At 64.1% G+C, this 25,333-nt stretch carries 27 protein-coding genes; 2 read left to right on the top strand and 25 right to left on the bottom strand.

Translation table 11 applies throughout. The annotated features are described in order from the left end of the window. Positions 1–116: 116 nt before the first annotated feature. Positions 117–698, top strand: coding sequence for a MarR family transcriptional regulator (locus CT676_RS31935; protein ID WP_028147146.1), 582 nt, complete (start codon positions 117–119; stop codon positions 696–698). Positions 699–712: 14 nt separating this feature from the next. On the opposite strand, the gene CT676_RS31930 is transcribed toward CT676_RS31935, so the two are convergent. Then, entirely contained in the window at positions 713–1,645 is a 933-nt protein-coding gene (locus CT676_RS31930; RefSeq protein WP_071909990.1) for a hypothetical protein, read from the bottom strand. A gap of 817 nt (positions 1,646–2,462) precedes the next feature. Between CT676_RS31930 and CT676_RS31920 the strand changes: the two genes are divergently transcribed. Next, positions 2,463–3,233 carry a response regulator transcription factor gene (locus CT676_RS31920; RefSeq protein ID WP_167768223.1) on the top strand — a complete coding sequence of 257 codons (771 nt, stop codon included), beginning with the start codon at positions 2,463–2,465 and terminating at the stop codon, positions 3,231–3,233. A 122-nt stretch (positions 3,234–3,355) separates the two neighbouring features. Here CT676_RS31920 and CT676_RS31915 read toward each other — a convergent pair whose 3' ends face one another. The 24 genes from CT676_RS31915 to CT676_RS31800 form a co-directional block, all read right to left on the bottom strand. Further along, on the bottom strand, positions 3,356–3,814 hold the full coding sequence (locus CT676_RS31915; protein WP_014492689.1) for a hypothetical protein: 459 nt from the start codon (positions 3,812–3,814) through the stop codon (positions 3,356–3,358). Continuing rightward, positions 3,811–4,323 (bottom strand): hypothetical protein, encoded by a 513-nt coding sequence (locus tag CT676_RS31910; protein ID WP_063981320.1) that lies wholly within the window; start codon positions 4,321–4,323, stop codon positions 3,811–3,813. The genes CT676_RS31915 and CT676_RS31910 overlap by 4 nt, the downstream gene beginning before the upstream one ends. Positions 4,324–4,362: 39 nt before the next feature. Beyond that, entirely contained in the window at positions 4,363–4,848 is a 486-nt protein-coding gene (locus CT676_RS31905) for a rod-binding protein (protein ID WP_085405301.1), read from the bottom strand. Beyond that, positions 4,845–5,264, bottom strand: coding sequence for a hypothetical protein (locus CT676_RS31900; protein ID WP_085405329.1), 420 nt, complete (start codon positions 5,262–5,264; stop codon positions 4,845–4,847). Before CT676_RS31900 ends, CT676_RS31905 begins: the two co-directional genes overlap by 4 nt. 5 nt (positions 5,265–5,269) lie before the next feature. After that, on the bottom strand, positions 5,270–6,022 hold the full coding sequence (fliR, locus tag CT676_RS31895; RefSeq protein ID WP_063981318.1) for a flagellar biosynthesis protein FliR: 753 nt from the start codon (positions 6,020–6,022) through the stop codon (positions 5,270–5,272). After that, complete coding sequence (flhA, locus tag CT676_RS31890; protein WP_071909981.1) at positions 6,019–8,100, bottom strand: flagellar biosynthesis protein FlhA; 2,082 nt, start codon at positions 8,098–8,100, stop codon at positions 6,019–6,021. The genes fliR and flhA overlap by 4 nt, the downstream gene beginning before the upstream one ends. A gap of 76 nt (positions 8,101–8,176) precedes the next feature. Next, positions 8,177–8,443 (bottom strand): flagellar biosynthesis protein FliQ, encoded by a 267-nt coding sequence (fliQ, locus tag CT676_RS31885; RefSeq protein ID WP_014492683.1) that lies wholly within the window; start codon positions 8,441–8,443, stop codon positions 8,177–8,179. Beyond that, positions 8,440–8,859, bottom strand: a complete 420-nt coding sequence (gene flgD, locus CT676_RS31880; RefSeq protein ID WP_071909979.1) for a flagellar hook assembly protein FlgD — start codon at positions 8,857–8,859, stop codon at positions 8,440–8,442. Before flgD ends, fliQ begins: the two co-directional genes overlap by 4 nt. A 15-nt stretch (positions 8,860–8,874) precedes the next feature. Beyond that, positions 8,875–9,294: a flagellar biosynthesis repressor FlbT gene (gene flbT / locus CT676_RS31875; RefSeq protein WP_063981315.1), complete on the bottom strand. Its 420-nt coding sequence runs from the start codon at positions 9,292–9,294 to the stop codon at positions 8,875–8,877. Next, complete coding sequence (flaF, locus tag CT676_RS31870; RefSeq protein WP_135216104.1) at positions 9,294–9,638, bottom strand: flagellar biosynthesis regulator FlaF; 345 nt, start codon at positions 9,636–9,638, stop codon at positions 9,294–9,296. Before flaF ends, flbT begins: the two co-directional genes overlap by 1 nt. 54 nt (positions 9,639–9,692) lie before the next feature. After that, entirely contained in the window at positions 9,693–10,739 is a 1,047-nt protein-coding gene (locus CT676_RS31865) for a flagellar hook-associated family protein (RefSeq protein ID WP_085405302.1), read from the bottom strand. Positions 10,740–10,742: 3 nt separating this feature from the next. Then, the gene (gene flgK / locus CT676_RS31860; protein ID WP_085405303.1) at positions 10,743–12,218 is read right to left on the bottom strand and encodes a flagellar hook-associated protein FlgK; all 1,476 of its coding nucleotides are present in this window, start codon (positions 12,216–12,218) and stop codon (positions 10,743–10,745) included. A 34-nt stretch (positions 12,219–12,252) separates the two neighbouring features. Continuing rightward, the gene (locus tag CT676_RS31855; RefSeq protein WP_063981311.1) at positions 12,253–13,485 is read right to left on the bottom strand and encodes a flagellar hook protein FlgE; all 1,233 of its coding nucleotides are present in this window, start codon (positions 13,483–13,485) and stop codon (positions 12,253–12,255) included. A gap of 97 nt (positions 13,486–13,582) precedes the next feature. Next, a complete protein-coding gene (locus CT676_RS31850; RefSeq protein WP_135216103.1) occupies positions 13,583–14,164 on the bottom strand; it encodes a transglycosylase SLT domain-containing protein in 582 nt (193 codons plus the stop codon). After that, positions 14,115–15,440, bottom strand: coding sequence for a flagellar hook-length control protein FliK (locus tag CT676_RS31845; protein WP_135216102.1), 1,326 nt, complete (start codon positions 15,438–15,440; stop codon positions 14,115–14,117). The genes CT676_RS31850 and CT676_RS31845 overlap by 50 nt, the downstream gene beginning before the upstream one ends. Next, a complete protein-coding gene (locus CT676_RS31840) occupies positions 15,437–16,621 on the bottom strand; it encodes a chemotaxis protein (RefSeq protein ID WP_135216101.1) in 1,185 nt (394 codons plus the stop codon). The genes CT676_RS31845 and CT676_RS31840 overlap by 4 nt, the downstream gene beginning before the upstream one ends. Continuing rightward, a complete protein-coding gene (locus CT676_RS31835) occupies positions 16,618–17,958 on the bottom strand; it encodes a MotB family protein (RefSeq protein ID WP_135216100.1) in 1,341 nt (446 codons plus the stop codon). Before CT676_RS31835 ends, CT676_RS31840 begins: the two co-directional genes overlap by 4 nt. Before the next feature lie 6 nt (positions 17,959–17,964). Continuing rightward, complete coding sequence (locus CT676_RS31830) at positions 17,965–18,666, bottom strand: hypothetical protein (RefSeq protein WP_135216099.1); 702 nt, start codon at positions 18,664–18,666, stop codon at positions 17,965–17,967. Then, positions 18,663–20,291, bottom strand: a complete 1,629-nt coding sequence (fliF, locus tag CT676_RS31825) for a flagellar basal-body MS-ring/collar protein FliF (protein ID WP_063981305.1) — start codon at positions 20,289–20,291, stop codon at positions 18,663–18,665. Before fliF ends, CT676_RS31830 begins: the two co-directional genes overlap by 4 nt. 308 nt (positions 20,292–20,599) lie before the next feature. Further along, positions 20,600–21,508, bottom strand: coding sequence for a flagellin (locus CT676_RS31820; RefSeq protein ID WP_063981304.1), 909 nt, complete (start codon positions 21,506–21,508; stop codon positions 20,600–20,602). Positions 21,509–21,781: 273 nt separating this feature from the next. After that, positions 21,782–22,693 carry a flagellin gene (locus tag CT676_RS31815; protein ID WP_063981303.1) on the bottom strand — a complete coding sequence of 304 codons (912 nt, stop codon included), beginning with the start codon at positions 22,691–22,693 and terminating at the stop codon, positions 21,782–21,784. A 268-nt stretch (positions 22,694–22,961) separates the two neighbouring features. Continuing rightward, entirely contained in the window at positions 22,962–23,867 is a 906-nt protein-coding gene (locus tag CT676_RS31810) for a flagellin (RefSeq protein ID WP_135216098.1), read from the bottom strand. A 261-nt stretch (positions 23,868–24,128) separates the two neighbouring features. Then, complete coding sequence (fliP, locus tag CT676_RS31805) at positions 24,129–24,869, bottom strand: flagellar type III secretion system pore protein FliP (RefSeq protein WP_071909955.1); 741 nt, start codon at positions 24,867–24,869, stop codon at positions 24,129–24,131. Further along, positions 24,866–25,309 (bottom strand): flagellar basal body-associated FliL family protein, encoded by a 444-nt coding sequence (locus CT676_RS31800; protein WP_014492666.1) that lies wholly within the window; start codon positions 25,307–25,309, stop codon positions 24,866–24,868. The genes fliP and CT676_RS31800 overlap by 4 nt, the downstream gene beginning before the upstream one ends. Between the last annotated feature and the right edge of the window lie 24 nt (positions 25,310–25,333).

Below are 25,333 nucleotides of genomic sequence, written 5' to 3'. Positions count from 1 at the left end.
GCGCGGTCCTTCCATCCGGCAACGGAGGAAGAATCGCCCGAGAACTTCATTCTCGTCCACCCAGATTGCGCTACCAAAGGCTCAATTGAATAAAGCTTGTCCGACCTGGAACTGAAATGATTTTAGCTCGCGAAGCGATTGAATTGTTGGGACAGATGGCTCGCATCCTGTGGTTCGAAGGCACCAAGCATGGCTTGCGCGACCGCGAATGGATGGCCCTGCGCTTTCTCTCCCGCGCCAACCGTTTCTCGCGGACGCCCTCGGCGCTCGCGAGCTACGTCGGCACCACGCGCGGCACCGCCTCTTTCATTATCGGCGAACTCGAGCGGCTCGGATATCTGGAGCGAAAGCGCTCCGCGACGGACAAGCGATCGGTGACGCTGAGCGTGACGCAGCAGGGCAAGAAGTTCCTGGTGCGCGACCCCATCAGCGTTCTCCTCGAACCGATCGCCGTCCTCGACGACGAGGCCAAGATCCGCTTTCGCGACACGCTCCGGCACGTGCTCGATCAGGCGGACGCGGCCGAGCAGCGGCACCATACCGACGTCTGCAAGCGATGCATCTTCCTGCGCGAAGATCGCACCGCCACGGACGGCAAGCCCGGCGCCGCCGAGTTCAGCTGCCGCCTGTTTCGCGCGCCGATCGCCGAGGCGGAGATCGATCTGCTATGCACCAGCTTCGAGCATCATCGCCAATAGGAGGCGGCCCTCGATCACGGCGTCGCCTTGCGTGACGAGTAGATGACGCCGCCGCTGGACTCCACGACCAGACGGCCGTTCTCGTTCTTGATCTCTTCGATGCGGCCAAGCCCGGGTACCTGCTGTCCAAGCACGGCCTCGATGACGCCGTTCGGACCTTGCAGGATCGCAATTCCCTCATAGGCCTGGCGGACCGACCAGCCCTTGACCACCTTGCGCGGCGCCGACGGAGGAACCGAACCCGTGATCTCGGGCGCGGCAACCGAGGCCATCATCGGCATCGTCTGCGAGGGCGGCTGCGAGGCGACGGCCGCCGGCGCCGGCGCTTGCGCCTGAGCCTGGGCGAGCTTGTCCAGCTTCACCGTCGAGGACGAACTCACCCGCTCGATACGGTCCAGATTCTCGGCGAACCTGCCGAAGCGATCGTTGGTCGCCTTGCTCGACTGATCGACCGCGGTGCGCAGGCCGTCGAGATTTTCGGACACGCCCGACACCTGCTTGCGCAGCAGCGCGACAGTCTCGCGCAGATTCCTGATCTCCGTATTGGCGGCCACGTTGCTTTGGGCCGGCTGCGTGGTGAGATAGGCGATCACGCCGGTGCAGGCGCAGACCACCAGGATCGCAGCGACCGCCAGTGTTGCGAGCGGCGCGACCCATGTCGGACGCGGCGGCGGCGGCTTGGCCACGATCACGGCCGGCTTCATCACGGTCGGCGCAGGCTTCGGTATCGCCATCTTGTCGAGGCGCGCCTTGGCGCGAATACGCTTCAGCCCCTCGAGCGCCTCTTTCGCCAGGGTCTCGTCGTTCGCCGCAGCCGACACACGCTTCGCGCTTGCAGCGGGCTTGGCCGTCTGTGTCGTGCTTGTATCGCGCGCATCCGGAGCCGGCTTCGCCGCCGCGGAAACATCAGCGGTCGCGTTGGGACGAGCTTGTCCATCGGACAACATGTGAAAATGCTCCGTTCGGTTCGATCTATCGAACGGTGAAGTTATTTGCCGAAGCTTGCCTGAAACGTGCGCAGCGAAAACTTTTCATCGCGCCCGATGCGACGTCGCATGAGTCAAAAGCGTCATGGACGTGGCGAGAGTGCGACTCGAAAGACACACACTCGCCAAGATTTCGCCAAGCTGGAGTCGCCTCGCCATACATGAGTCGAATTGTCGCATGGGGAAACACCAGCAGGAGAGTCAATCCCGGGTTGAAAACCCCGCTATGCGCATGACCCGCAGCACCGCGCAAAACAGCTGTGATTACGCGGGGATGCGGAACTTTAGAAACGCTACGGTGCAAAACTAGTTCGATCACCAAATCAACTGATGCGATCGAACATACAAAGAAACAACCAGAAACGAATCAACAGCATCAAACACGCATAGCAACCGCTTTGCTGCGCGCGCTTGATCGGAAATCGGCAATTGTTACGGTCCTACTCAAGTGATTCTCGCCAGTTGGCGAGGAGATCGACACAGTTCAGGTGCGTTCGGACGCAATCGGCAAGTTGGCGCAACTGTTCTAGGTCTGTCTCAATCCGCTCCGCGAGGTGATCCGTAAGACACCCGCCGAGCCTCACGCAGTAAGCGTTCAGTATCGAGTCGAAGTAGCAGGCCTGCACACGCAGGCACTGAATGCGTAGGGCTGCCCGCGAATATCGAAACCATAATAACGGTTCGCGGGATGGAAATATCGTCAAACAGCATGGTTGCCGAGCCGGGCATCACAACAACCATCCGGCCGCAACAAGTGCGAAACAGGGGCGAAAGACTAATGTATATTATCGTTGATGATCGCGAGAGCGTCACGAACAGCTACGTTGGAGGGCTCGTTCGCGAAGGTGTATCGTCGATCGGCTTCTCTTCCGGAGAATTCTGGGACTGGCTGCAATCTGCGAGCGAACCGGATCTGGCGGCGGTCGACGCCTTTCTCCTCGGGGACTGCGATGCCCGCGGAAGCCTGCCGCGGGCGATGCGCAAGCGCTCCTCGGCGCCCATCATCGCCATGAGCGGCCAGAAGATGCTCAAGAACACGCTTGAGCTGTTCGAATCGGGCGTCGACGACGTCGTCCATGTACCGATTCACCTGCGCGAGATCCTCGCCCGAACGGCCGCAATCGCGCGCCGCCGGGTGGGCGAGCTGCCGAGGCCCTGCGAGACCAAGATCCAGGTCTTCTTCAACGGACGTGACCCCGAGATCGCGGGCCACGCTCTCACCCTGCCCCGCCGCGAGCTGCGCATTCTCGAGTATATGGTCAGCAACCACGGCAAGTGGATCACCAAGACGCAGATCTTCAACGCGGTCTACGGCATCTTCGAGTCGACCTTCGACGAGAGCGTGATCGAGAGCCACGTCAGCAAGCTGCGCAAGAAACTCCGCGACCGCCTCGGCTTCGACGCGATCGTGGCCCGGCGCTACGTCGGATACCGCCTCAACATCCCGGCCGGCGAGACCATCGACGTGCCGATGCAGGAACTCGACGAGGTCGGCATCCTCCTGAACAGGGCACATGCCGCCCCGGCGGCGTACCCGGCCGGAAACTGACGCGGCAGGGCACCGCCACGAAAACGACAACGGCCTCTGCGGAGTACCCTTCGCAGAGGCCGTTGCACTTTCAGCGGCAGAGATGGCGGAGCAGCGATCTCGCGATGCCGGCGCCGCGACAGCTACGGCTTCTGCTGGAATTCTTCCTTCGAAACATAGTTGAAGTCCTCGACCAGGACGTCCTGGACGACGTCGGCCTGCATCCGCTCGTTGACGCGCTGCTTGATGGCCGTCGTGAGGATGGAAAGGTCATAACGGGCGAGCTTCCTGAAATCGAGGCGGTCGTCGGCATAGATCCTGCGGAAGGCCTCGTCGACGACGAACGGCTCCGGCGGGACGTTGAGCTGGTGCATGATCCGCGCCTCAACGGTGTAGACGAAGCGCGCCACGATGTAGCCCTGCACGCTGCCGCCCTCGACCATTGGCACGCTCAGCGCCCGCGTCTTCTGGTATTGAAGGCCGTCGAGATATTCGTCCTTCGCCGGCAGCAGGCTGCCGTTTTCCTTCCAATAGGCCACGGCATAGCTCGTGCCCGCGGTGAGGATGCATACCCAGAGCCCGGCCAGCACGAGTCTGATCATTTTCCGTCCTGTGCTGTGCGGCCGGTATAGGTGCCATCCGACTCGGCTTCCTTGATCGCCTTGACGATGATGGCCGCGACCTCACGCACCGCATCGTAATGCATTTCGAGGATGGAACGGTTTCGCTCGAGCTTCTCGCGCAACCGCTGGATCTCCTCGGTGATCTCGACCTCGTTGCCGAGATGCATCCGTGCCCGCATCAAGCGGACGAATTCGAGCATGCTCCGGCTCTTCCGGGCACTGAAGTCGTCGAAATCGATCTTCTTGCCCGTCGAGAGCGCGACCGTCTCCTCCTCGACGATGTTCTCGAGCCGGCGGATCGCAGACAGCAGGCCACGCACCTCGTCCGATCTCGCCGCGTCGGTGCCGTCGTTCACCACGTCACCGCCGAGATTCGGCAGCAGCGCAGGCAAGAACGCATCGCCTTCTGCCGCTTCCAGCGTCATCGCCTCGGCGTCCACGACCGGCTGCTCCACCACCAGGACCGCCGCACCTTCTTGTGCTTGCATAGGAAATTCACCCCTCAACTTCTGTCACCCATTCCCGGATCATGATCCGGTCTTTTCCGTAACGCCGGGCCCCGCCGGTTGCGCAGCGGCGAGTTGCTTGGCAATGCCAATGCCCTTGCCCTTTGCCAGCTGAGCACCAAGCTGCTCCGCCAGCATCGACTTCCAGACGCCGCCGGCCGTGCCCTTGCCGAAGACTTCCTCCGACTCCTTCGGCAGCATCGTCTCGACGAAGGTCTGGAGAATGAACGCCTCGAACTTCCGGTACACCTCGCCGGATGCGGGCGCCTTGATCACCCGCACCGGCGGCCCGTTCACCACACCCGGCTGCTGCGCTTCGGCAGCCTGCGCCGCGGATTGATCGGCAGTCGCCGCCTTGGCCTTGCCGACCTCCGCGTCCATGGTGGCGGCGAAATCGGCGTCCGATGATTTCAGTGCATCGAGCTTCGCGGTCGCCGCCCGCTGCGTCACGGGGTCGGCGGCATCGAGGACATCGAGAACGAGGTCGGGCGTCGCTGTCACGATCATGTCTTGTTCCGGCTGGCTGGCCGTGGCGTCCAGTCACGCACGGCGGGGCGTATTCCCGTCATCTCTTCGAGCGAGCGCGCCTCCGCGTCGCGAAGTTTGTCTGCGAGCGCGGCCTTCGCGACCTGCTCGAGCTGTTTCACACGGCGGGTGTCCGCGCGGACCTGGTCGAGCTGCTGCGACGCCTGCGCCTGGACCGCGCGCGCACCGGCGCTCGTCCTGTTCAGGCGCCGCGCGATTGAATCGCTCGACGAGCCCGCCGGCGGTTTGCCCTCGTTGAGGGTTCCTACCAGCCATTCCTGCTCGTCCTGCAAGCTGCGCTCCTGCTGCCGCAGATGCGCGAGCTGCCATTCGGACAGCCGGAGCTGAAGCTTCACGAGCGAGACCATCCGGCCGAGCTTGTCCGCGCGCGACGTCATGACCATCACTCCGCCAGCCACGACGAGACGCCGAGCATGAATTGCGTCAAGAGCTCGTCGCTGGTGAGGTAGAGCAGCAGGAAGCCGCCGAACAGCACGAAGGGCACCGAGATGAAATAGACCGGGATCGCCGGCGTCAGCTTGTTGATCAGGCCGACCGCGAGATTGACGATGACCGAATAGACGATGAAAGGGCTGGTGATCCGCAGCGTCAGCACGAACGCCTCGGACAGGCGGCTGACGAGCTGCTCGAGCGCCATGCTGCCGCCGATCCTGTTGCCGGGCTGCCAGACGTCGTAGGAGTTCATCAGCCCGCGCAGGACCTGCCAGTGCTGGTCGGTCATGAAGAACAATGTGGTGACGGCTGCCATGATCAGCGGCACCAGGGCCGGCGCCGGATCGGTGTCGCCGACCGGCGTTCCCGGGATGTTGCTCAGCCCGATCGCGCCCGCCATCACGGTCGCCATGGTCTGCAGCGCGAGGAAGAACACCCGCCCGCCAAGCCCGATGACGCTGCCGACCACAAGCTCGGAGCAGATCAGAAGCGCAAGCGTCAGCGGCGCGGCGTTGTCGGTGAGAGGTTTCAGGACCGAGATCAGGATCGGCGTCAGCGCAAACGTCGTGACGAGCGCGACGAACAGGCGAACCTGGGCCGGAACGTTGACGCTGGAATAGCCGGGCACGAGCATCAGGCAGGCGCCGATGCGGCAGAACACGATGAACGTGACCAGCACGCTGTCGGCGAGGCCGCTGATCACGATATGGCTCCCAGCGCCCTGATCTCGGCGCTGCGCGCGACCTCGACATGCGACAGGACCGGCAAGGTCGGGAACACCCGCTCCAGGATCATCCGGACATAGGGGCGGGCTTCCGGGGTGACCGCCAGAACCACGCTGGTGCCGTTCTCGGTGAATTTTCGGATCGCGGCGCTAGCTTCGGTTGCGAACTGCTCGATCAGGCGAGGATCGGCGTCGAATTCGAAGACTTCGCCCTTGGCGTCGCGCTTCAGGCTCTGGTGGAACGCCAGGTCCCAGCGATTGCCAAGGCGGACGACGTTCAGCACACCGTTGTCGGAAAGGTCGCCGCAGATCTGCTGGGCAAGTCGGGTCCGCACATGCTCCGCGACCTGCTCGGAGCGCCGCACATGGGGTGCGATCTCGGCAATGGCCTCCAGGATCAAATGGAGATTGCGGATCGACACGCGCTCGGCCAGCAGGATCTTCAGGATCGCCAGCAGGCCCGAATAGGAGATCTGCGACGGGCAGAGATCCTCGACCAGGCGCTTGTATTCGGGATCGAGACGGTCGAGCAGCCCGCGCATGTCCTTGTAGGACAGCAGCTGCGCGAGATTTGCCCTGAGCACTTCGCTTAAGTGCGTGAGCAGCACCGACAGGTTGTCGACCGGCTTGCAGCCCTGACGCTTGACCTCGTCGGTGAACGCCTCCGTCACCCACAGCGCCTTCATGCCGAAAGCGGGTTCGATCACCTCTTCGCCGGGCACGTCGGGCTTGCCGTCCTTGTCGACGAGCACCAGCACCTCGCCGAGCCGCAGCTCGCCATGGGCGATACGCGTGTCGTGGATCCGGATCTGGTATCCCTTGGGATCGATCGACAGATTGTCGCTGAGCTTGATCTCCGGAATGACGAAGCCGTATTGCTTGGCAAACTTCTTGCGGAGCTTGCTGACCCGGTGCCCAAGCTCGGTACGCGCGCCCAGCAAATGGACCGACAGATGGCCGCCGAGCGACACCTCGATCTCTGCGGTCTTGAGCGATTCCTTGACGGATTCCTTGGCATCGGCCTGGGCGCGCTCGTCGGCCTTGCGCGCATGCTCTTTCTTCTCCCGCGCCGCCTGCCGCCGCGGCAGCGAGTAGCCGACAAAGGCCATGGCACCGCCGAGCAGCACGAAGGGTGCCATCGGTAGCCCAGGCATCAAGGCGAGCACGAACATCATCAACGACGCCGCCGACACCGCGCGCGGGTAGCCACCGAGCTGCCTCAGCACGGCCTGCTCCGCCGACCCCCTGGTGCCGCCCTTGGAGACCAGGAGGCCCGCCGACAGCGACACGATCAGTGCCGGCATCTGCGTTACCAGACCGTCGCCGACGGAGAGTTTGGTGTAGACGTCGGCGGCGCGCGACAGCGTCAGCCCGTGATGCGTCACGCCGATGATGATGCCGCCGAAGATGTTGATCGCCGTGATGATCAGGCCGGCGATTGCGTCGCCGCGGACGAATTTCGAAGCACCGTCCATTGCGCCGAAGAACGCGCTTTCCTCTTCGAGCTCGCGGCGCCGGCGCTGGGCCTCCTTGTCGTCGATGAGGCCCGCGGAGAGGTCGGCGTCGATCGCCATCTGCTTGCCCGGGATGGCGTCCAGGGTGAAGCGGGCACCGACTTCGGCGATACGCGTTGCGCCCTTGGTGATCACGACGAAATTCACCGTCACCAGGATCGCGAAGATGATCAGACCGATGACGAAGTCGCCGCCCATGACGAACTTCGAGAAGCCGGCAACGACGTGACCCGCGGCTTGTTCGCCCTCCCCGCCCCGCGACAGGATCAGACGGGTGGTCGCAACGTTGAGCGCCAGCCGCAGGATCGTCGCGATCAGCAGCACGGTCGGGAAGGCGGAGAAATCGAGCGGCCGCTGGATCCACAGCGCGACCATCAGGATCAGCGCGGACAGCGCGATCGAGAAGGCGAGGCCGAGGTCGATCAGGATCGGCGGTATGGGCAGGAACAGGATCGTGAGCATGGCCACGATACCGCCCGCGAAAAAGGCGTCGGCCCCCAATCGTCGCGGGGTCGGCAGGCTAGCAGCTAATGTATCGGCCATGGGTCACCGGCAGAGGGTCCGCCCCGCAATCTGCCGTGCAAAGCTTACGCGAGGGTGGTGGCCGGGCTCTCGCGGATCAGAAGCCGTGCTCGATCCGCGAATAGACCATCTCGGTGAAGGTGGAGAGATGGGCACCGATGAAGGAGCCGGAAACGGCAACGACCAGGAGGATGACGATGATCTTCGGCACGAAGGTCAGCGTCACCTCCTGGACCTGGGTCAGCGCCTGGATCAGCGCAATGGCGGTGCCGACAAGCATCGCGGCGCCGACGGCGGGGCCGGAGGCGACGATGATGGTCCAGATCGCCGCCTGGACGATGTCGAGGGCGTCCCGCTCGTTCATGACTGGCTGATTGTAAGGCCGGGCCCGACCGCGACCTTCGTGCCGTTCTCGAGGGTTGCGATGGAGCCGTCGTTGTTGATGGAGATCGAAACGACCTTGCCGCTGAAGGTTGCGCCGGTCGCGTCGGTGAAGCTGACGGTCTTTCCGATCAGCCCGTTGGCCTGCGACAGCGACTGCGACGACAGCAGCGCATCCAGCTTCGAATTGGTCTGCATGGCCTGCTCGACCGTCGAGAGCTGGGCGAACTGACTCATGTACTGCGAGGTATCCATCGGATTGGTGGGATCCTGGTTCTTCATCTCGGCGACGAGGAGCTGAAGAAAGGTATTGTAGTCGACGGTGTTGCTCGCCGTGTTCTTTGTGGAACTGGTCGCGTTGGACTTGCTGGTGCTGTCGGTCGCGCTGTTGACGTTCATGTAGCCTCTCCGCTGTCAGGCAGCCTCGAATGGGATCTCGGTGGCGACGCCGGCCAGGCCGGCCAGGATTGCGTCCTCTACCGGGAACAGTCCCCGGATCCGCTTGAGCGCCTCGAAATAGCGGGTCGTGCGGACCAGCTCGTGGATCGTGGCGAGCCCGTCGAGCATCTCACGGCTCTCGCAAACCGCGAGCAGGGCCGCGTGATGCTCCCCGTAGAGCGCGACTGCGGCGCCGATATCCGTCGGGTTCATCAGCATGAGCTGGACGATGAAATAGAGCTGCCGCATCGCCGTAGTGGCGTCGGAAGCCTGCATGACCTGCCCTTCGAGCAGGAACATCACGTCGTTGACGAGCTCGACGGAGACCTTGCGGTCCACGCGCAGCACTGCGCCGTTGACGTAGATCCGCTCACCCGCCCGCAAGGATATTTTCATCAGAGCGCGTCTCGGATCAGGCGGTTGATTTCGATGAGCTGCATCACGTCGTTCGACTTCTCGTCGCGAAGCCGATCGGCTTCCTTGACGACCCACAGGCCGATCGAGATGATGTCGGCGCGCAGCTTTTCCGGGAGTGCGTTTTCCGGATGGGCGAGATCCTCGATGAAGATCGTCCACAGCCGCCGCACGTAGAGCAGGCTCTCGACCAGATCTTCGAAGCTGAAGCGCCCGCCCTGGACCCGCTCGAGCCGGTCGATGCCGAGACTGAGCGCCTGCCGCTCGCGGCCCCGCGCCTCAGAGGCGCTATCATCGACGACCGCTTCATAGGCTTCAAACGTCATTAGAACCACTCTGCGCAGGAGACCGAACAACAAGACAAAGTTACAGACCCCGGCTCAGAGATAGTTGATCAGGCTGATCTGCTGGAGCTGCGACGTCAGCGACAGCGCCGTCTTAATCTGGGTCTGCAGGGTGTTGACCCGGACCGAGGCCTCCGTCGGGTCGACGGCCTCCATCTTGACGATCTGATTGTTCAGAATGTCCTGCTGCGTCTTGAGCTTTTCGGTGGCGCCGGTGACCCGCTGCTGGACCGTGCCGACGCCGCCGCCGAGCGTAGCGAGGTCAGTGATGGCGTTACCGACGAGGCCGATGGCCTTGTCCACGACGACCTGGAACGTGTCCTGGCTCAGGTTCGCGTTCCCAAGATCCGCCATCATGGTGTAGGCCTCGGCGAGCCTACGGAAGCCGATCTGGTTGGCGCTAACGGACGTATCGGCGATCTCGGTCGTGGAGATACGGCTTTGCATGGTCTGGTCGGTGGCCGTTGACCAATTGGTGTTCCAGGCCGGGCTCGCGAACTCGGCATCGAAGGTGGTGTTGAGGAAGGTCTGCATTTGGGCCGGGGTAATGGTGCTCACGCTGGCCGAGGATTGCGAGAAGCCGAAGGTCGCAAGGAAATCGGCATCGACCTGGTTCTTGCTGGCCGAACCCGCGGTGTAAGCCGTGATCGGCGTGTTCTGCGTGTTGACCCCCGAGAAGAGATACGAGCCATTATAGGAGACGTTCAGCGCGCCGATCAGATCCTGGAGGTTGGCGGACGCAGGCGGCAGGATGATCCGCCCGCCGCCGTCGGTGCTACGGGCCGCGATCAGGTCCTTGAGGAAAGAGGTTGCGGTTGCGCCCAGCTGGGTGATCCGGTTCTGCGTCGTGTCCAGGCGCCCCGAGACGAGCCCGTTGGTATCGACGAGCTGATCGGCGAAGCTCAGGTCCGCCCGCAGGGTGATGTCGCTTCCCGTCGTGGCACCAAGCTCGAGGCCAACATCGGCGAAGCGGCCGGTGGTGGCTTCCTTCGAGGCCTTGGTCAGCGCGGCCTGATTGTTCGTGATCGAGGACCTCAACGACGAAGACAGCATCAAGGTCGAGATGTAGTTGGCGCTCATCATGACTTAATTCCCCACGGCAGCCAGCAGGCTCTGCAACATTTGGTCGACGGTCGAGATGATCTTCGACGACGCCGAATAGGTACGTTCGACCTGAAGCATCAAGGACATCTCGTCGTCCATGTTGACGCCGCTGACGTTCGACAGCGCCGCGGTGCTGCGATCGAGCAGCGTGTTCTGGTAGGTGGCGCTGTCGTCCGCGGCCTTGCGTTGGTTTTCGATCCAGCTCGTCGACGACGCCGCGAAGTCGATCAAGCTGCCGCTCGGCTTGCCTTGCGTGGTTGCATCGAACGGCTGCGACGCATCCATGTTGCCGATCAGCTGCTGCAGCCTGGTCGAGTAGCCGGCATTGCCGGTGGTGTTGTATCTGTAGGCGACGTTGCCGCTGATCGCGCCATCACGCAGCAGGTTGGGATTGCCGCCCTGGGCCGGGTCGACCGACGCGGCAACGCTGATCGAGCCGGCCAGGCCGACCGAGACGGTCGCGCTTGCGGGCATCGCGGGTGAGCCGGGATAGGTGAAGAGGCCGGGCCGGTCGGGCAGCGCGGCGCCGGACTGGTCGACCTCCTTGAAGGATTCGACAAGGCCGCGTGCGACCTCGTCGAGCTGGCTCTGATACGTGACCGTGGCGTTGTCGCGCAATTGGGCGAGGCCAGCGAGCTTGCCGGTCTTGATCGGCATCACGGAATTGGCGCCGGTGACCGGGACACCGTCGATATAGACAGCATTCCCGGTGGTCCCGGGCGTATAGATGTTGGTCGCCGCGAAGCTGACCGCGCGCGCCGTCTTGTCGAACAGCACGACACCGCTGTCGGTGTAGAGCGCCGCGTCGCCGTTGGCGCGCAGCGTCATCGAGACGCCGACCTCCTGCGACATCTTCGAGACGATGTTGTCGCGCTGGTCGAGATAATCGGTGACGTCGTCGCCGGCGATCGTCCCCTTCACGATCGCGGTGTTGACCTTATCGAACTGGGTCAGGAGCTGATTGATATTCCCGACCGAAGTCGCCATGTCGGCGTCCGCTCCCTGGCGCACCGTCTGCACGGTCTTGGTGGCCTGGTTGAGCGCGGTCGCCATGTCCTTGGCGGACGTGACCGCCGCCTGCGCCAGCGTGGTGTTGTCCGGAGCGTTGGCATATTGCTGGAGCGCCTGCTTCAGCTTGTTGAGCTGGGCGGCCGGCGACTGCCCAAGTTCGGGATCGTCCACAGTCGAGGCCGATATCTTCTGAAGACCGTCCAGGATCGCATTCTGCTTGGCGGACCCAGACGTCGCGATCAGGACGTTATTATAGAGACCCGAGCTGGCGGCGCGCTGGATCGCCGCCACATAGACGCCGGCCCCGGGGAGATTGTCCAGCACGGCGATCTTGCGCGAATAGCCGGCGGCGCTGGCACCGGCTATGTTGCGCGAGATCGTCGACGACTGGATACCCGACGCCATGAGCGACGCACGAGCGGAGTCGAGAGCGGCGGTAAGGGACATGATCTGCTCTTGCCCGGAATGAGCGCTTGAGGATTCAGCGCTTCAGGTTGACGACGACGTCGAGAAGATCGGCGCCGGTCTGGAACGATTTCGAATTCGCAGTGAAGCCGCGCTGCGCCTCGATCATCCCGGTGAGTTCGTCCGCGAGGTCGACGTTGGAGTCTTCCAGCGCGCCTGACTGGACAGTGCCGAGACCGCCGGTACCAGCATTCCCGGCCTGCGCGTTGCCGGAATTCATGTTGGTCGAATAGACGTTGCCGGGCTCCGGCGTCAGGTTGTCGGGGCTCGCGACGTCGGCGAGCATGATGGTGTAGAGCGTCAGCTGCTGACCGTTCTTGAGGATCGCCGTCACGAAGCCCGAATCGTCGACATCGACTTTGTCGATGGCCGATGGAACGCTGCCATTGACAGTCGCCTTGAAGCTGAAGTCGGTTCCGACCTGCGTCATGTTCGACAGGTCCAGGCTCATCGCCGCACCGCCGGGAACGGTGAGGGCGAGAGTCGTCGGGCTCGCCGCGGCCAGCGTGCCTTTGCCGGCTGCGGTCGTATCGAAGGTGAAAGTGGTGGCGGCGCCGACCGACGCACCTGTCGCGGAGTTGTAAGCCTGAAGCTGCCAGGTGTCAGAGCCGGCGGCCGTCGCCGTGTGGGACATGTAGACGTCGAGCGTAACGGCCTGGCCGATATTGTTGTAGGCCACGATCGAGCTCTTCGACGAATATGACGCCGGCCCGGGCGGACCGGCGATCACAGCCGCTTTCGGATCCAGATTGCCGGTCGTGAGCGTTCCCGCCGTCGACGGCACAGGCACTTGCGAAACCTGGGCAATGTTGACGATCTGCATGCCGGACAGGCTGTTCTGCGAGAAATTGGTCACCTTACCGGGCTGGCCCAGGAGGTAGTAGCCGGCCGCGTTGACCAGATTGCCCTGGGCGTCCGGCACGAACGAGCCGGCGCGCGTCAGATATTGCTGCGTGTTGGCGGCGTTCGACACCACGAAGAAGCCGTTGCCCTGCACGGCGAGGTCCGTGGTCGACGTGGTGAACTGCGTGTGTCCCGCGTCGCTGATGGCGTAGCGAACCGTCGTCTCGACGGCGCCGGAGTCGTAATTGCCCGAGCCGCTCTTCAGGATCAGTGACGAGAATTCCGTCGAAGCCCGCTTGTAACCGGTCGTGTTGACGTTCGCGATGTTGTCCGAAACCGTCGACAGCTTGTTGGACTGCGCGCTCATTCCGGAAACGCCGGTGCGCATAACACCATACAGGCTCATGAAGTAGGCTCCTTTGTCAGGTTGTATCTACAATGCGGGTTCTTGCTTGCGCGGAGCTGATGATTAGGATCCGTGCACAACTTTCAGGTTGTAGCGGTCACGTTGTCTTCGGCTGACAGAACGAGCGCGCCTTGTCGGTCCACGCGCCGAAGCCGCTGGAGACGAGATGCGCGACGATGTGACAGACGTAGCGCTTCTGCGCGGGCTGATTGTTGGGGCCTGCGTTGTAGCGCGCGACCGCCATGGTCCAGCTGCCCTCGCGCTGTTTCAGCTCTTTCAGGAAGCGAGCGGCGTATTCGACGTTCTTCGCGGGATCGAACATCGCGCGCACCGACGTGAACTTGTCGCCGTGATAATAATGGTTGATCTGCATGCAGCCGAGGTCGATCAGCTTGATGCCCTTGCTGCGCATCGTCTCGAAATTCGCGATCGCGTCGTTCATGTCCTTGGCGAACACGGTCTGGCCGTCGGCGCCGAGCGCGTAAGGATAGAGCGCACCGCGCCGCCCGGTCTCGGTGAGACCGACCGCATAGAGAATGCCGAGCGGAATGCCGTGCTGCTGGGACGCACGCGCCATCTCGCGCTCGCACGGGCGCGCGTTGTCGGTCGCCGCTGCCGCGGCGCCCGCGTTACAGATAAACAGGACCGCGACGAATCTGCGGGCCCACGTCCTGGTCATGACGCGTCTCCTGGTTGGACTGGCGCTCCTGCCGGGCCTGCTTGGCACCGCCGTCCGATTGCCCGGACGACGTGCCGGCGCCGCCGAACGTGCCTTGCGACTGCGACGATGGCTGTTGCTGGCCGGAGAGCTGCGGCTGCGGCTGGCCGGAGCCGCTCTGGAATCCGTCCAGCGAGCCGTGCTGCACGGGCGCGACGTCGGCGACATAGCCCGCCGACTGCATGAGATCGCGGATCGACTCGCGCTGCTGATCCAGCATCAGGCTGGTGTCCTTGCGCGCGGCTGCGAGGTGAACGGAAACCTCCGAGCCGACGAGGCGAAGGCGTACCGTGACGTTGCCGAGCGCCGGCGGTTCGAGATTGATCGTCAGGATCTTGAGCGGCTCAGGCGCATTGGTCTGCGACGTCGCGAGATCGGGGGCGGTGGACGCCGTCGGAGCCGGCGACTCCTTCAGCTCGGCGACGACTGCGTTGGCGACCTGCTGCGGAGCGCTGAACTGCGCCGGCGGCAGATGGGTCTCCTGCTGGACCACGGTGACCTTGGTCGCTTCGGGCAATGCGTCCCGCGCCGAGGCTTTGACGGCGCGTTCGACATTGGCCGTGACGGCCTCGAAGCCTTGCGTCGCGGGCATTGCCTTCGAGGACGAATCGCTGCCTTGCTGCGCGGCTGCCGCCGCCTGCGAAGGCGCGGCCTGCGAGCGCGTGCCCGTTGAAGCGGCAGCGGGCGGCGCGGGCTCGGCAGACGTGACCTTCGCGGTACCCTGGACCTCACGCTTCGTCGAGGCAGAGCGCTCGTCGCGCGCAGGCGCGTCCTTCTTGTCGCCCGCCGGCGATTGCAGCTGCGGCTTCACGGCCGGCACGGCGGCGAACTGCTGTTCGACGACCGCCGGAATGCTCGATCGGGCCGAAACATCGGTCTTCGCGCTGTGGTCGACCGGAGTTTGCGTCTCCGGCGATTTTTCAGTTTTCTCGTCGGACGATTTGCGAATGGGTTCGGGCTCGTCATCGGCATCGATGCGTTCCCGCACCGTCTTGTCCTTGTCGGTCGGGCGCGCGAGGTGTGTGCGCAACGATCCGGCCTTCGCGCTCGTGTTGCCGCCCTCGTCGTTGAGCGCCCGCTTCGCGAGATTCGAGACGGTGTGCAGCAGATCGTTGAACGACGAATCTGCCGGCGATTTCGCTCCGGCGGATTTGCCCGAGCGCGATGCGCCGCGCACGTTGAGGCTTTCGGCGAGACCCGAAAAGACCTGTCCGGAGGTTCCACTGAGCTTCGTCATGGGCGATCCCTGGTAAGGCGTTCGAGTTCGCCGAGCTGCTTCCGCGCGCGCGCAAGCGTCTCGGTCGACGCGGCGAGATCGAGACGCGCCGGCGTGACCGGAGGCTTGTCGGCGGCGGCGGTGGACCCGCCCGCGAACGGCTTGCGGACATCGAGTGCGAGCTGCAACGTCGCATTCAGCAACGGAACGTCGCGCTCGGGCAACTTCGAGCGGTCGAGGGCCTTCAACTCGGCGACACCGCCGTCATACTCGTCAGTGAGCGCCCGCGAGACGCCGCGGAAGAAATGCGCGCGCTCGCGATCCTCCGAAGCGTCGGCGCTGAGCGTCAGCGCACGCTCGCCTGCAAGCCGGGTCACCGCCAGCCGTCCATGCACCATCGCGGTGCGCGCGATCACGAGATAAAGCTTGAGGCGGCTCGCGCGGTCGATCTGCTCCAGCAGAGTGACGATCCGCGCAAAGCGGCGCTCGTCGAGAGCAATGCTCGATTGCGTCAGGCCGGAGGCGAAACGCTGCCAGAAGTCCCCGGCATAGACCGAGTTGCGGTAATGGCGGATATAGGCGAGCGTCAGGAACTCGAACTTGTCGAAATCCTCGGCCTGCCCGACCAGCAGGATCTCGCGCCGCAGTGCCGCCTCCTCCACCAGCGTGCCCGGCAACAGCAGCCGCGCGTCGTCCAGACGCTCGATCGCGAGCGATGCCTCGGCGCGCGCGAACAGCGCGCCCTGGACCAGCGCGACCTGTCCGCCCAGGCCCGTTGGCAGCGTGCGCGGCTTGACGTCCTTGAGCAGTTCGCGCGCTTCGTCCTGGCGGCCTTCGACATAGGCCAGCGCACCGTTGAACAGCCGCTCGTCGACGTTCAGCTTGTCGCGCGGCAGCTTTCGGACGACCTGCGGCCCGCCGCCGCTAAGCAAATAGATGATGACGGCCTGGCCGTTCTGCGCATTGCTCCACACGCCGGGATCGGCGGCGAGGAACTTTTCGCCGACCTGCCGGGTCAGCGCGATATGGCTGCCATGCGCAGCGGTGTCGCCACGGGCAATGCCATCCTGCACCGCCTGCAAGGTGCGCACGAGCTCATAGGGCTCGCCCGAGGTCGATGCCGGGGACGGTGCCGGATCGGCAAACGCGCATACCGTCGTGAACGGCAGCAGCAGCGCGGCGCGCAGGAGCGGCCTGATCAAGGGCGCTTCTCCCGGATCAGGATCTCGATCCGGCGGTTCTGAGCGGCAGCAGGATCATTCGTCAGTTTCGGCCGCCGATCGGCATAGCCTTCGACGTGCTCGATCCGCTGCGCATCGACGCCGGAGCGAACCAGCATGTAATAGGCCATCTGTGCGCGCGCTGTCGACAGCCGCCAATTGTCGTAGGTCTCCGACTTGTACGGCCGATTATCGGTGTGGCCGCGCACGATGATCACACCCTGGCGCTTCGTCACCAGGGGCCCGATCTTGTCGATCACGCGGATCAGTTCGGGCCGTGGCTCGGCCGAGCCGACCGCGAACATACCGAAGCTCGCATCGTCGGTCAGGCTGATCAGAAGGCCCTCCTCGACCTGACGCACCTCGGCCACCGGGCCCGCACCGGCCTTGATGTCCGACAGCGCATCCGCGATCGCGGACTGTAGCTGCTTGACGGTCGGCTGCTGGGTCTGTGCCGCATCGCGCGGATCGGAATTCTTTGCTTGATCGCCGGGGCGTGGCTGCGCGGCGGCATTGGCTTGAGCGCCAGCCTGGGCGCCCGGTTGCGGCGCATTCGCCTGAGCACTGCCATCGCGTTGAGCCTGCGAAGGCGCAGGCCCGGGCGGCAGCAGCGGCGACAGGCTTGCAGACGACGCGTCCGCGTTTGGAGCCACGCTACCGCCGGCATCGTCCTGCTTGGCACGTTGCGCCTGCGGCTCGCCCTGACCTGTCCCGGACGCATTGTCGCGCGCAGACGCGTTCGGCTTTGGCTCGCTGTCGACGAAGTGATCCGCATCCTTGGACGTCTGCGGCGTCAACTTCCAATAGCCGGGATCGAAGGGATCGCGGTAGGCATCGCCGCCCTTGAGGCCGTCCTCTTCGGCGGAGGTCAGCGCGCCGGCGCGGCGCTGGCCCGAGGACTGGTTCGCGCTGTTGGCGATCTCGGCAAGCGTCGCGTAGGGATCGCGAAACAGAACCTTCTCTTCGAAGGAGGCAGGCTTCTCCGCCGTCGGCGAGTCTCCGCGACGTTCTTCGTTCGGCCCGGCCGGCTGACGCTTGCCGTCCTGGCCTTCGAACTGCGTCGGCTCCTTCTTGCTGAGATCCTTGAGGCCCTTCGGAGCGGGTGCGTTCTCCGCGAGCTTGATCGGGTTGAAATAGCTCGCGACCACCTGCTTCTGGTCCTGGTTGAGCGCATTGAGCAGCCACATGACCAGAAAGAACGCCATCATCGCGGTCATGAAGTCCGCATACGCGATCTTCCAGACGCCACCGTGATGCGCCTCCTCGGCGAAGGCGCTGCGCCTGCGGATGATCACCAGCTCGTGCTTGACTTCTTCCATGGCGGACTACCGGCGCGCCTCGTTCAGACGTTCGCTCCACGCCGCAATCTGCGTCTCGATCACGGTCTGGTCTGCGACGACGCGGACCTCGAAAGTCTCGGCGGCTTCGTATTCAATCCCGGTTCGCCGGGCCGTCTGGAGCTGCGAGCGCACCAGATCGAGCAATTCGCCCGGGCCGGTGATCTTGAACACCGGCACCGGCGAATTGCCGGTCAGCGCTGCGATCTGCTCGACCAGCGATCCGATCGCCTTGTCACGGACGGCGTCGGCGAGGAAAGGCAGCAATATCCGCGCAACCGAGCTTGCGATGTTGGTTTCGATCTCGCGGCAGGCCGTCTCGAAGCCGCCCACGATCGTGGCCGCCTGCTGGTCGGACCATTTGGCCCGCTCCTCGCCGAGCCGGATCGCGCTGCGAACGCGCTCCTCGGCAACCCTGGCATCGCCTTCCGCGACACCGGCGGCGTGACCGCGACGATAGGCATCTTCGAGAAGATTGGCCGACGGAGCTTCCGCCTCGGGCGCCGGAAGCGGCGATTGAAGCGGCGGCTGCGATTGGACCTGACGCGGCGGCTGAGGCTGAGGCTCGCGCCGCACCTCCATCGGCCTTGTCAGCACATCCTGGATCTTGGGGGGCGGAGGCGGCGGCGGAGACTTGGCCCGCCCATTCGCGTCGAACTGCGTCAGGAGTTTTCCGATAGCCGCGTTCATGCTGCCTCCTCGCGTCGCATCCAGTCTTTAAGGATTGCTGCCGCCTGCATCTGATCGAGCCGGACGATCTGCTCCAGCCGCTTCTGCGGCGTCCGCTGCATCTTGCCTTCGAGATCCTCGACGAGGTTGAGCTCGGGGTCCTGACTGTCGGCCAATGCAAGCGCCGTGGCAGCTTCAAGCTCGGCGGCCTCGGCCGCCTCGGTCTGCTCCTGCGCTGCGCGATGCGTCAGAATGCCGTTGACCGCGGGGCGAAGGCCGAACCAGACCAGCATCGAGGCAACGGCCAGGATGGTGACCGCATTGATGACGCTGCCGAGCTGCTTGTTGATCATCTCGACGAAGCTGATCGGCGGCACCGGCGCCAGTTCGCGCGAGCCTTCGATGAAGTCGACGGCCGTCACCTGGATCTGGTCGCCCCGCTGCTTGTCCAGTCCGCCTGCCGTCGCCGCGAGCTGGCTGATCTCGGCGAGCTTGCTGTCGACGATCGCCTGATTGCTCTTGTCGCCGAGATCGGCGACGAGCCGCGCGCGGTTGACCAGCACGGCGATGAAGAGCTTCTTGACCAAATAGCCGTCGCTCACCGTCGTCGTCGTCTTGGACGACACCTCGAAATTGGTGACGTCCTCGCGGCGGGTCTTGTCCTCGCTGGAATTCTTCGTGCCGCCGGAATTCACCTGCTGGTCCGGCAGATTCTGCTGCACCGTGGTCGGCGTCGAACGGTCCGCATTCTGCGACGATTCCTTCTCGCGCACGTTCCGGACCGAACGCTCGGCGCGGCTCTCCGGGTCGTAGACCGTCTCGTTGGTCTGCCGCTTGTCGGTGGAGAGCTGCGGCGCGACGCTCACCTCGAAATTGTCCAGACCGAGATATGGCGTCAACGCCTTGCGGATGTTCTCCTGCACCATCCCGCCGACCGTCTTCTGGAGGCTCGCCATCTTGGTCGGCGCTGCGCTCGCCTCGTCCTCTTCGGCGAGCAGCATCGAACCATCGGCATCCAGCACCGTCACCTTGTCGCGGCTCATGCCGGGAATGGCCGCCGCGACGAGGTGGCGGATCGACTGCGCCGTGCGCGCCTCGATCGCGCCGTCGGTGCGCAGCACGACCGACGCCGACGGCGGCTGCTGCGTCGCCCGGAACGAGCCGCGCACCGGCATCACGATATGCACCCGCGCCGCCTTGACGCCCTTCATCAACTGCACGGTGCGCGCGATCTCGCCTTCCAGCGCCCGCAGCTTGGTGACTTCCTGCATGAACGAGGTCAGGCCGAGCGAGCCGATCTTGTCGAACAGCTCGTAGCCGGAATTGGCGCTGGTCGGCAGCCCCTTCTCGGCAAGCAGCATCCGCGCCTGCATGGTCTGGCTCGGGCGTACCGAGATGGCGTCGCCGGCCGTATTGACGTCGAATGTGATATTCTGCTCGCGCAGCGCGGCGCCGATGCGCGTCACGTCTTCGCGATTCAGGCCCGTATAGAGCGTTTCGAACTCAGGCCGGCTCAGATAATAGGCGCCGCCGACGACGGTGACGAGAACGGCAAAGCCGATCAGTCCCAAGGCCATCAGGCGCCGCGGCCCAAGCTCCAGCAGATTGTTGAGCAGTTGCTGTACCTGCGCACGACTGAGCAGCATGTGACCTCGTACCAATGCGAACGTATGGGACACTCCGCTGCCAACCTTGTCTGAAGGTTGCGCGAGGAGGCGAATGTGTCGGTTCGCGGGCGAGGCGTTGCAATTTTACAAGAATCCTGGACGACGCGATCAACTCAGCAGCAACAAGCAGGCGCACGAGCGCATGGCAGCGCAATCGGCTGCGGCGTGTTGCATGACGTCTGGCGTCCGAAGAACTTCCATTACGGGCACATCTTGTGCCGCCACACCCGCCGGTCATGGCAGGGACCGTGCTCCCGGGGGAGCACGGTTGTTTCCAAAGCCGAAGCTTACTTGAACAGCGACAGGATGCTCTGGCTGTTCTGGTTGGCGATCGAGAGCGCCTGAACGCCGAGCTGCTGCTGGGTCTGAAGGGCCTGGAGGCGGGTCGATTCCGCATTCATGTCGGCGTCGACGAGCTGACCGACACCGCGATCCACCGAGTCCATCAGGGTCTTGACGAACTCTGTGTTGGTCGAGATGCGGTTCTTGACGGCGCCGAGGTCGGCGGCGGCCGAGGACACCGAGTTGATCGCAGTGGTGAGCTGCGTGATGTAGCCATCGAGCGTGGTCTGGTCAGCCGTCGAGTCGGTCAGCGCGGAGATGTTGATCGTGTTGACCGACGCCGGGCCGCTCACCTTGTCCAGGATACCGGTCTGGGTCGCGGTATAGAGCGAGTAGTTGGCAATCGTCAGGGTGATGGACCCGATCGTCGGCGTGCCGCCGACGCGCGAGAACGACGACACCAGGTTGAAGGTCGCCGGGGTGGCGGCGGTCGTGCTCAGCCAGTTCACGCCGTTGAAGGTTGCCGCATCGGCGGTACCCTTCATCTGCTGCTGGATCTGGGTGATGTCGGCCTGGATCTTGGTGCGGTCGATACCAGCGGTCTTGGCTTCGACCAGCAGCGCCTGCAGCTTGGTCAGGCCGCCGGTCTTGTCGCCGACAACCGCGGTCAGAGCGGTGTATTCGGTGTCGACGGTCGCAGCCGACAGACCGAGCGAGTCGGAGACGGCGGAGAGCGCGGCGTTGTCGGCGCGCATCGACGTCGCGATCGACCAGTAGGCGGCGTTGTCGGAAGCGGTGGCCACGCGCTGGCCGGTCGAGATCCGGTTCTGCGTGGTCGCGAGCTGCGAGCTGACGCTCCGGAGTGTCTGGAGCGCGGTCATTGCAGCGGAGTTGGTAAGCAGGCTCGAGGCCATTCTTGACGTCCCTTTGAAACGGATTGAATTGATTTTGGGGACATACCGGGCTTGCACCGGTACGGCGGGGCGGCATCATGCCTTTGGGCGGCCGAAGAGCGGGCCCAACCTGTCGTAGCGGCGACGATAGCGCGCGAAGTTTGTGCGAGGCTTGTGGCGACGTGGCTGGACCGCAACACGGTGAGCCAGGAGGTCACGACGCGTGACGAGCGTACGCCAAATGAAAAGGCCGCGCTTCGCGAGAAGCGCGGCCTTCCCGGATGGTTTTGAGGCTTAGCCGCGGAACAGCGACAGGATGCTCTGGCTGTTCTGGTTGGCGATCGAGAGCGCCTGAACGCCGAGCTGCTGCTGGGTCTGCAGGGCCTGAAGGCGGGTCGATTCCGCATTCATGTCGGCGTCGACGAGCTGACCAACACCGCGGTCCACCGAGTCCATCAGGGTCTTGACGAATTCCGTGTTGGTCGAGATGCGGTTCTTGACGGCGCCGAGGTCGGCGGCGGCCGAGGCCACCGAGTTGATCCCGGCCGTGACCTGCGCGATGTAGCCATCGAGCGTGGTCATGTCAGCCGTCGAGTCGGTCAGCGCCGCGATGCTGATCGTGTCGATCGATGCAGCGCCGCTCACCTTGTCCAGGATGCCGCCCTGGGTCGCGGTGTAGAGCGAGTAGTTGGCGATCGTCAGGGTGATGGACCCGATCGTCGGCGTGCCGCCGACGCGCGAGAACGACGACACCAGGTTGAAGGTCGCCGGCGTGGTCGCGGTCGTGCTCAGCCAGTTCACGCCGTTGAAGGTCGCCGCATTGGCGGTACCCTTCATCTGCTGCTGGATCTGGGTGATGTCGGCCTGGATCTTGGTGCGGTCGATACCAGCGGTCTTGGCTTCGACCAGCAGCGCCTGGAGCTTGGTCAGGCCGCCGGTCTTGTCGCCGACAACCGCGGTCAGAGCGGTGTATTCGGTGTCGACGGTCGCAGCCGACAGACCGAGCGAGTCGGAGACGGCGGAGAGCGCGGCGTTGTCGGCGCGCATCGACGTCGCGATCGACCAGTAGGCGGCGTTGTCGGAAGCAGTGGCCACGCGCTGGCCGGTCGAGATCCGGTTCTGCGTGGTCGCGAGCTGCGAGCTGACATTGCGGAGGGTCTGCAGCGCAGTCATTGCAGACGAGTTGGTGAGCAGACTTGAACCCATTTTTGATGTCCCTTTGAAGATTGAACTGTTTTTGGGGACATACCGGGCTTGCACCGGTACGACAGGGCGGCGTCATGCCTTTGGGCGGCGAAAAAGCAGGCCCAACCTGTCGTAGCGGCGACGATAGCGCGCGAAGCTTGTGCGAGGCTTGTGGCTCTGTGCCCGGACTGCAACAGGGCAGCCGAATTTGCGGCGTGCGCGCGGCAACACACCAAACGAAAGGGCCGCGCTTCGCGAGAAGCGCGGCCCTCCCCAGATGGTCTAAGGCTTAGCGGAACAGCGACAGGATGCTCTGGCTGCTGTTGTTGGCGATCGAGAGCGCCTGCACGCCGAGCTGCTGCTGGACCTGGAGGGCCGCCAGGCGGGTGGACTCCTGGTTCATGTCGGCGTCGACGAGCTGGCCGATACCGCGATCGACCGAGTCCATCAGCGACTTCACGAAGTCCGTGTTGGTCGAGATACGGGTCTTGACGGCGCCGAGGTCGGCGGCGGCCGAAGCCACCGAGTTGATCGCAGCGGTGACCTGCGTGATATAGCCGTCGAGCGTGGTCTGGTCAGCCGCGGAGTCGGTCAGCGCGGAGATGCTGAGCGTGTCGATCGACGCCGCGCCGCTCACCTTGTCCAGGAAGCCGCCCTGGGTCGCGGTGTAGAGCGAGTAGTTGGCGGTGGTCAGGGTGATCGAGCCCGTGGTCGGCGTGCTGCCGACGCGGGAGAACGACGACACCAGGTTCACGGTCGCCGGGGTGGTGGCGGTCGTGCTCAGCCAGTTCACGCCGTTGAAGGTCGCCGCATTGGCTGTCGCCTTCATCTGCTGCTGGATCTGGGTGACGTCCGCCTGGATCTTGGTGCGGTCGATACCAGCGGTCTTGGCTTCGACCAGCAGCGCCTGCAGCTTGGTCAGGCCGGAGTCCTTGTTGCCGATAACCGTGGTCAGAGCGGTATATTCGGTGTCGACCGTCGCAGCCGACAGACCCAGCGAGTCGGAGACGGCGGAGAGCGCGGCGTTGTCGGCGCGCATCGACGTCGCGATCGACCAGTAGGCGGCGTTGTCGGAGGCGGTGGCCACGCGCTGGCCGGTCGAGATCCGGTTCTGCGTGGTGGAGAGTTGCGAGCTGACAGACCGCAGGGTCTGGAGCGCGGTCATGGCGGTCGAGTTCGTAAGCAGGCTTGACATTGCGAATGTCCCTTTGATGTACGCGTTACATTTTCACGAGGGGACATACCGGGCTTTCACCGGTACGGAGGGGCGGCATCATGCCTTTGGACTGATGTGGGTGGGGTCCAACCCGCCGTGCCGCATTGCTAGCACGTCGAATCTTGCGCCGAGATTAAGATCGGCTTGAATTTCGCTGTAATATCATATAGTTAACATTACCCTCTGCTAACCATAGACCGGCACTTTTCGCTAACCATAACCGGCCGGCGATCGCGGTAGCTACGAGAACGACCGCACCAGTCCGGAGGCCAGCAGGTTCCAGCCGTCGATCAACACGAAGAACAGCATCTTGAACGGCAGCGCGATGATCGTCGGGGGCATCATCATCATGCCCATCGACATGGTCAGCGTCGCCACGATCATGTCGATGACGAGGAACGGCAGGATGATGAGGAAGCCGATCTCGAACGAGCGCCTGAGCTCGGAGATCATGAAGGCCGGAATGATGACGCGCATGTCGATGCGCTTGTCGTCGAACTTCTTGCGAAAGCTCTCCGCGGCGAGTGCCTCGAAGGTCTGGAGATCCTTGTCACGGACATGGGCCAGCATGAACTCGCGGAACGGATCGGTGATCTTCAGATAGGCCTCTTCCTCCGAGATCTCGTTCTTCATCAGCGGCTGGACGCCGGTTTCCCAGGCGCGGTCGAAGGTCGGCGCCATCACGTAGAAGGTCATGAACAGTGCGAGGCTGATCAGCACCAGATTGGCCGGCGTGGTCTGAAGGCCGAGACCGGAGCGCAGGAACGACAGCGCCACCGCAAATCGCGTGAAGCTCGTCACCATGATCAGCAGCCCCGGCGCCACCGACATCACCGTGATCACCGCCATCAACTGGATGATGCGGCCGCTGGTCGAGCCGTTGCCCGGCGGCAGCAGCGAGTTGAGGTCCGGAATCTGGGCCAGCGCCACCTCGGGCAGCACGACCAGAACCAACGCGAGCAGCAGGACTCTCACTCTCACTGAATCACCAAGGTCTCAATGATCAATTCGCGGATCTTGCCCGACGAGCGGATATTGGCGCGCTCTGTCAGGTCGTCGCGCAGATGCTGAAGCCCGCGCGATCCCTCGAACTGGCCAACCGATGCCGACCGCAGATAGGTCACGATGTCCTCGCTGATATGGGCGGCCAGGATGCCGGCATCCTCGTCGCTCATGCTATCGGTCACCATGGAGGCTTCGACACGGGCCCAGTTGTTGGCCGGCGCGGCGAGATTGGTCACGATCGGGGACAGCTTTCTCAGCCGTGCGCTGCCGGCGTAGCTCGTGGCAAGGGGCGGCGGCGTGGCGGTCTTCTTTGCGTCGGCGACGCGCTCCGCGGCCGCGAACAGATGTAGGCCTGCAACCGCGCCCGCACCGATCGCGATCAGGGTCAGCACCACAATGGCCGCAATCAGGCGCATCACGTCCCCTGCCCTCGCGGCGCG

It is taken from the genome of Bradyrhizobium sp. MOS001 (genome assembly GCF_004634465.1).
Lineage (GTDB): Bacteria > Pseudomonadota > Alphaproteobacteria > Rhizobiales > Xanthobacteraceae > Bradyrhizobium > Bradyrhizobium barranii.
The sequence above is the reverse complement of the archived record's forward strand: the minus strand, read 5'-3'. Positions and strand labels throughout refer to the sequence as shown.

Bases quoted from the DNA above. Each gene is read 5' to 3' on its own strand.
- CT676_RS31920 (WP_167768223.1), top strand. From the start codon at position 2,463: ATGTATATTATCGTTGATGATCGCGAGAGCGTCACGAACAGCTACGTT.
- CT676_RS31865 (WP_085405302.1), bottom strand. From the start codon at position 10,739: ATGATGAGCGCCAACTACATCTCGACCTTGATGCTGTCTTCGTCGTTG.
- CT676_RS31915 (WP_014492689.1), bottom strand. From the start codon at position 3,814: ATGATCAGACTCGTGCTGGCCGGGCTCTGGGTATGCATCCTCACCGCG.
- CT676_RS31845 (WP_135216102.1), bottom strand. From the start codon at position 15,440: ATGACGAAGCTCAGTGGAACCTCCGGACAGGTCTTTTCGGGTCTCGCC.
- flbT (WP_063981315.1), bottom strand. From the start codon at position 9,294: ATGAAAATATCCTTGCGGGCGGGTGAGCGGATCTACGTCAACGGCGCA.
- flgK (WP_085405303.1), bottom strand. From the start codon at position 12,218: ATGTCCCTTACCGCCGCTCTCGACTCCGCTCGTGCGTCGCTCATGGCG.
- CT676_RS31930 (WP_071909990.1), bottom strand. From the start codon at position 1,645: ATGTTGTCCGATGGACAAGCTCGTCCCAACGCGACCGCTGATGTTTCC.
- CT676_RS31855 (WP_063981311.1), bottom strand. From the start codon at position 13,485: ATGAGCCTGTATGGTGTTATGCGCACCGGCGTTTCCGGAATGAGCGCG.
- CT676_RS31810 (WP_135216098.1), bottom strand. From the start codon at position 23,867: ATGTCAAGCCTGCTTACGAACTCGACCGCCATGACCGCGCTCCAGACC.
- CT676_RS31820 (WP_063981304.1), bottom strand. From the start codon at position 21,508: ATGGCCTCGAGCCTGCTTACCAACTCCGCTGCAATGACCGCGCTCCAG.
- CT676_RS31905 (WP_085405301.1), bottom strand. From the start codon at position 4,848: ATGATCGTGACAGCGACGCCCGACCTCGTTCTCGATGTCCTCGATGCC.
- CT676_RS31800 (WP_014492666.1), bottom strand. From the start codon at position 25,309: ATGCGCCTGATTGCGGCCATTGTGGTGCTGACCCTGATCGCGATCGGT.
- CT676_RS31835 (WP_135216100.1), bottom strand. From the start codon at position 17,958: ATGGAAGAAGTCAAGCACGAGCTGGTGATCATCCGCAGGCGCAGCGCC.
- CT676_RS31910 (WP_063981320.1), bottom strand. From the start codon at position 4,323: ATGCAAGCACAAGAAGGTGCGGCGGTCCTGGTGGTGGAGCAGCCGGTC.
- CT676_RS31935 (WP_028147146.1), top strand. From the start codon at position 117: ATGATTTTAGCTCGCGAAGCGATTGAATTGTTGGGACAGATGGCTCGC.
- flaF (WP_135216104.1), bottom strand. From the start codon at position 9,638: ATGACGTTTGAAGCCTATGAAGCGGTCGTCGATGATAGCGCCTCTGAG.
- flgD (WP_071909979.1), bottom strand. From the start codon at position 8,859: ATGAACGTCAACAGCGCGACCGACAGCACCAGCAAGTCCAACGCGACC.
- CT676_RS31815 (WP_063981303.1), bottom strand. From the start codon at position 22,693: ATGGGTTCAAGTCTGCTCACCAACTCGTCTGCAATGACTGCGCTGCAG.
- CT676_RS31900 (WP_085405329.1), bottom strand. From the start codon at position 5,264: ATGACGTCGCGCGCGGACAAGCTCGGCCGGATGGTCTCGCTCGTGAAG.
- flhA (WP_071909981.1), bottom strand. From the start codon at position 8,100: ATGGCCGATACATTAGCTGCTAGCCTGCCGACCCCGCGACGATTGGGG.
- CT676_RS31850 (WP_135216103.1), bottom strand. From the start codon at position 14,164: ATGACCAGGACGTGGGCCCGCAGATTCGTCGCGGTCCTGTTTATCTGT.
- fliF (WP_063981305.1), bottom strand. From the start codon at position 20,291: ATGCTGCTCAGTCGTGCGCAGGTACAGCAACTGCTCAACAATCTGCTG.
- fliQ (WP_014492683.1), bottom strand. From the start codon at position 8,443: ATGAACGAGCGGGACGCCCTCGACATCGTCCAGGCGGCGATCTGGACC.
- CT676_RS31830 (WP_135216099.1), bottom strand. From the start codon at position 18,666: ATGAACGCGGCTATCGGAAAACTCCTGACGCAGTTCGACGCGAATGGG.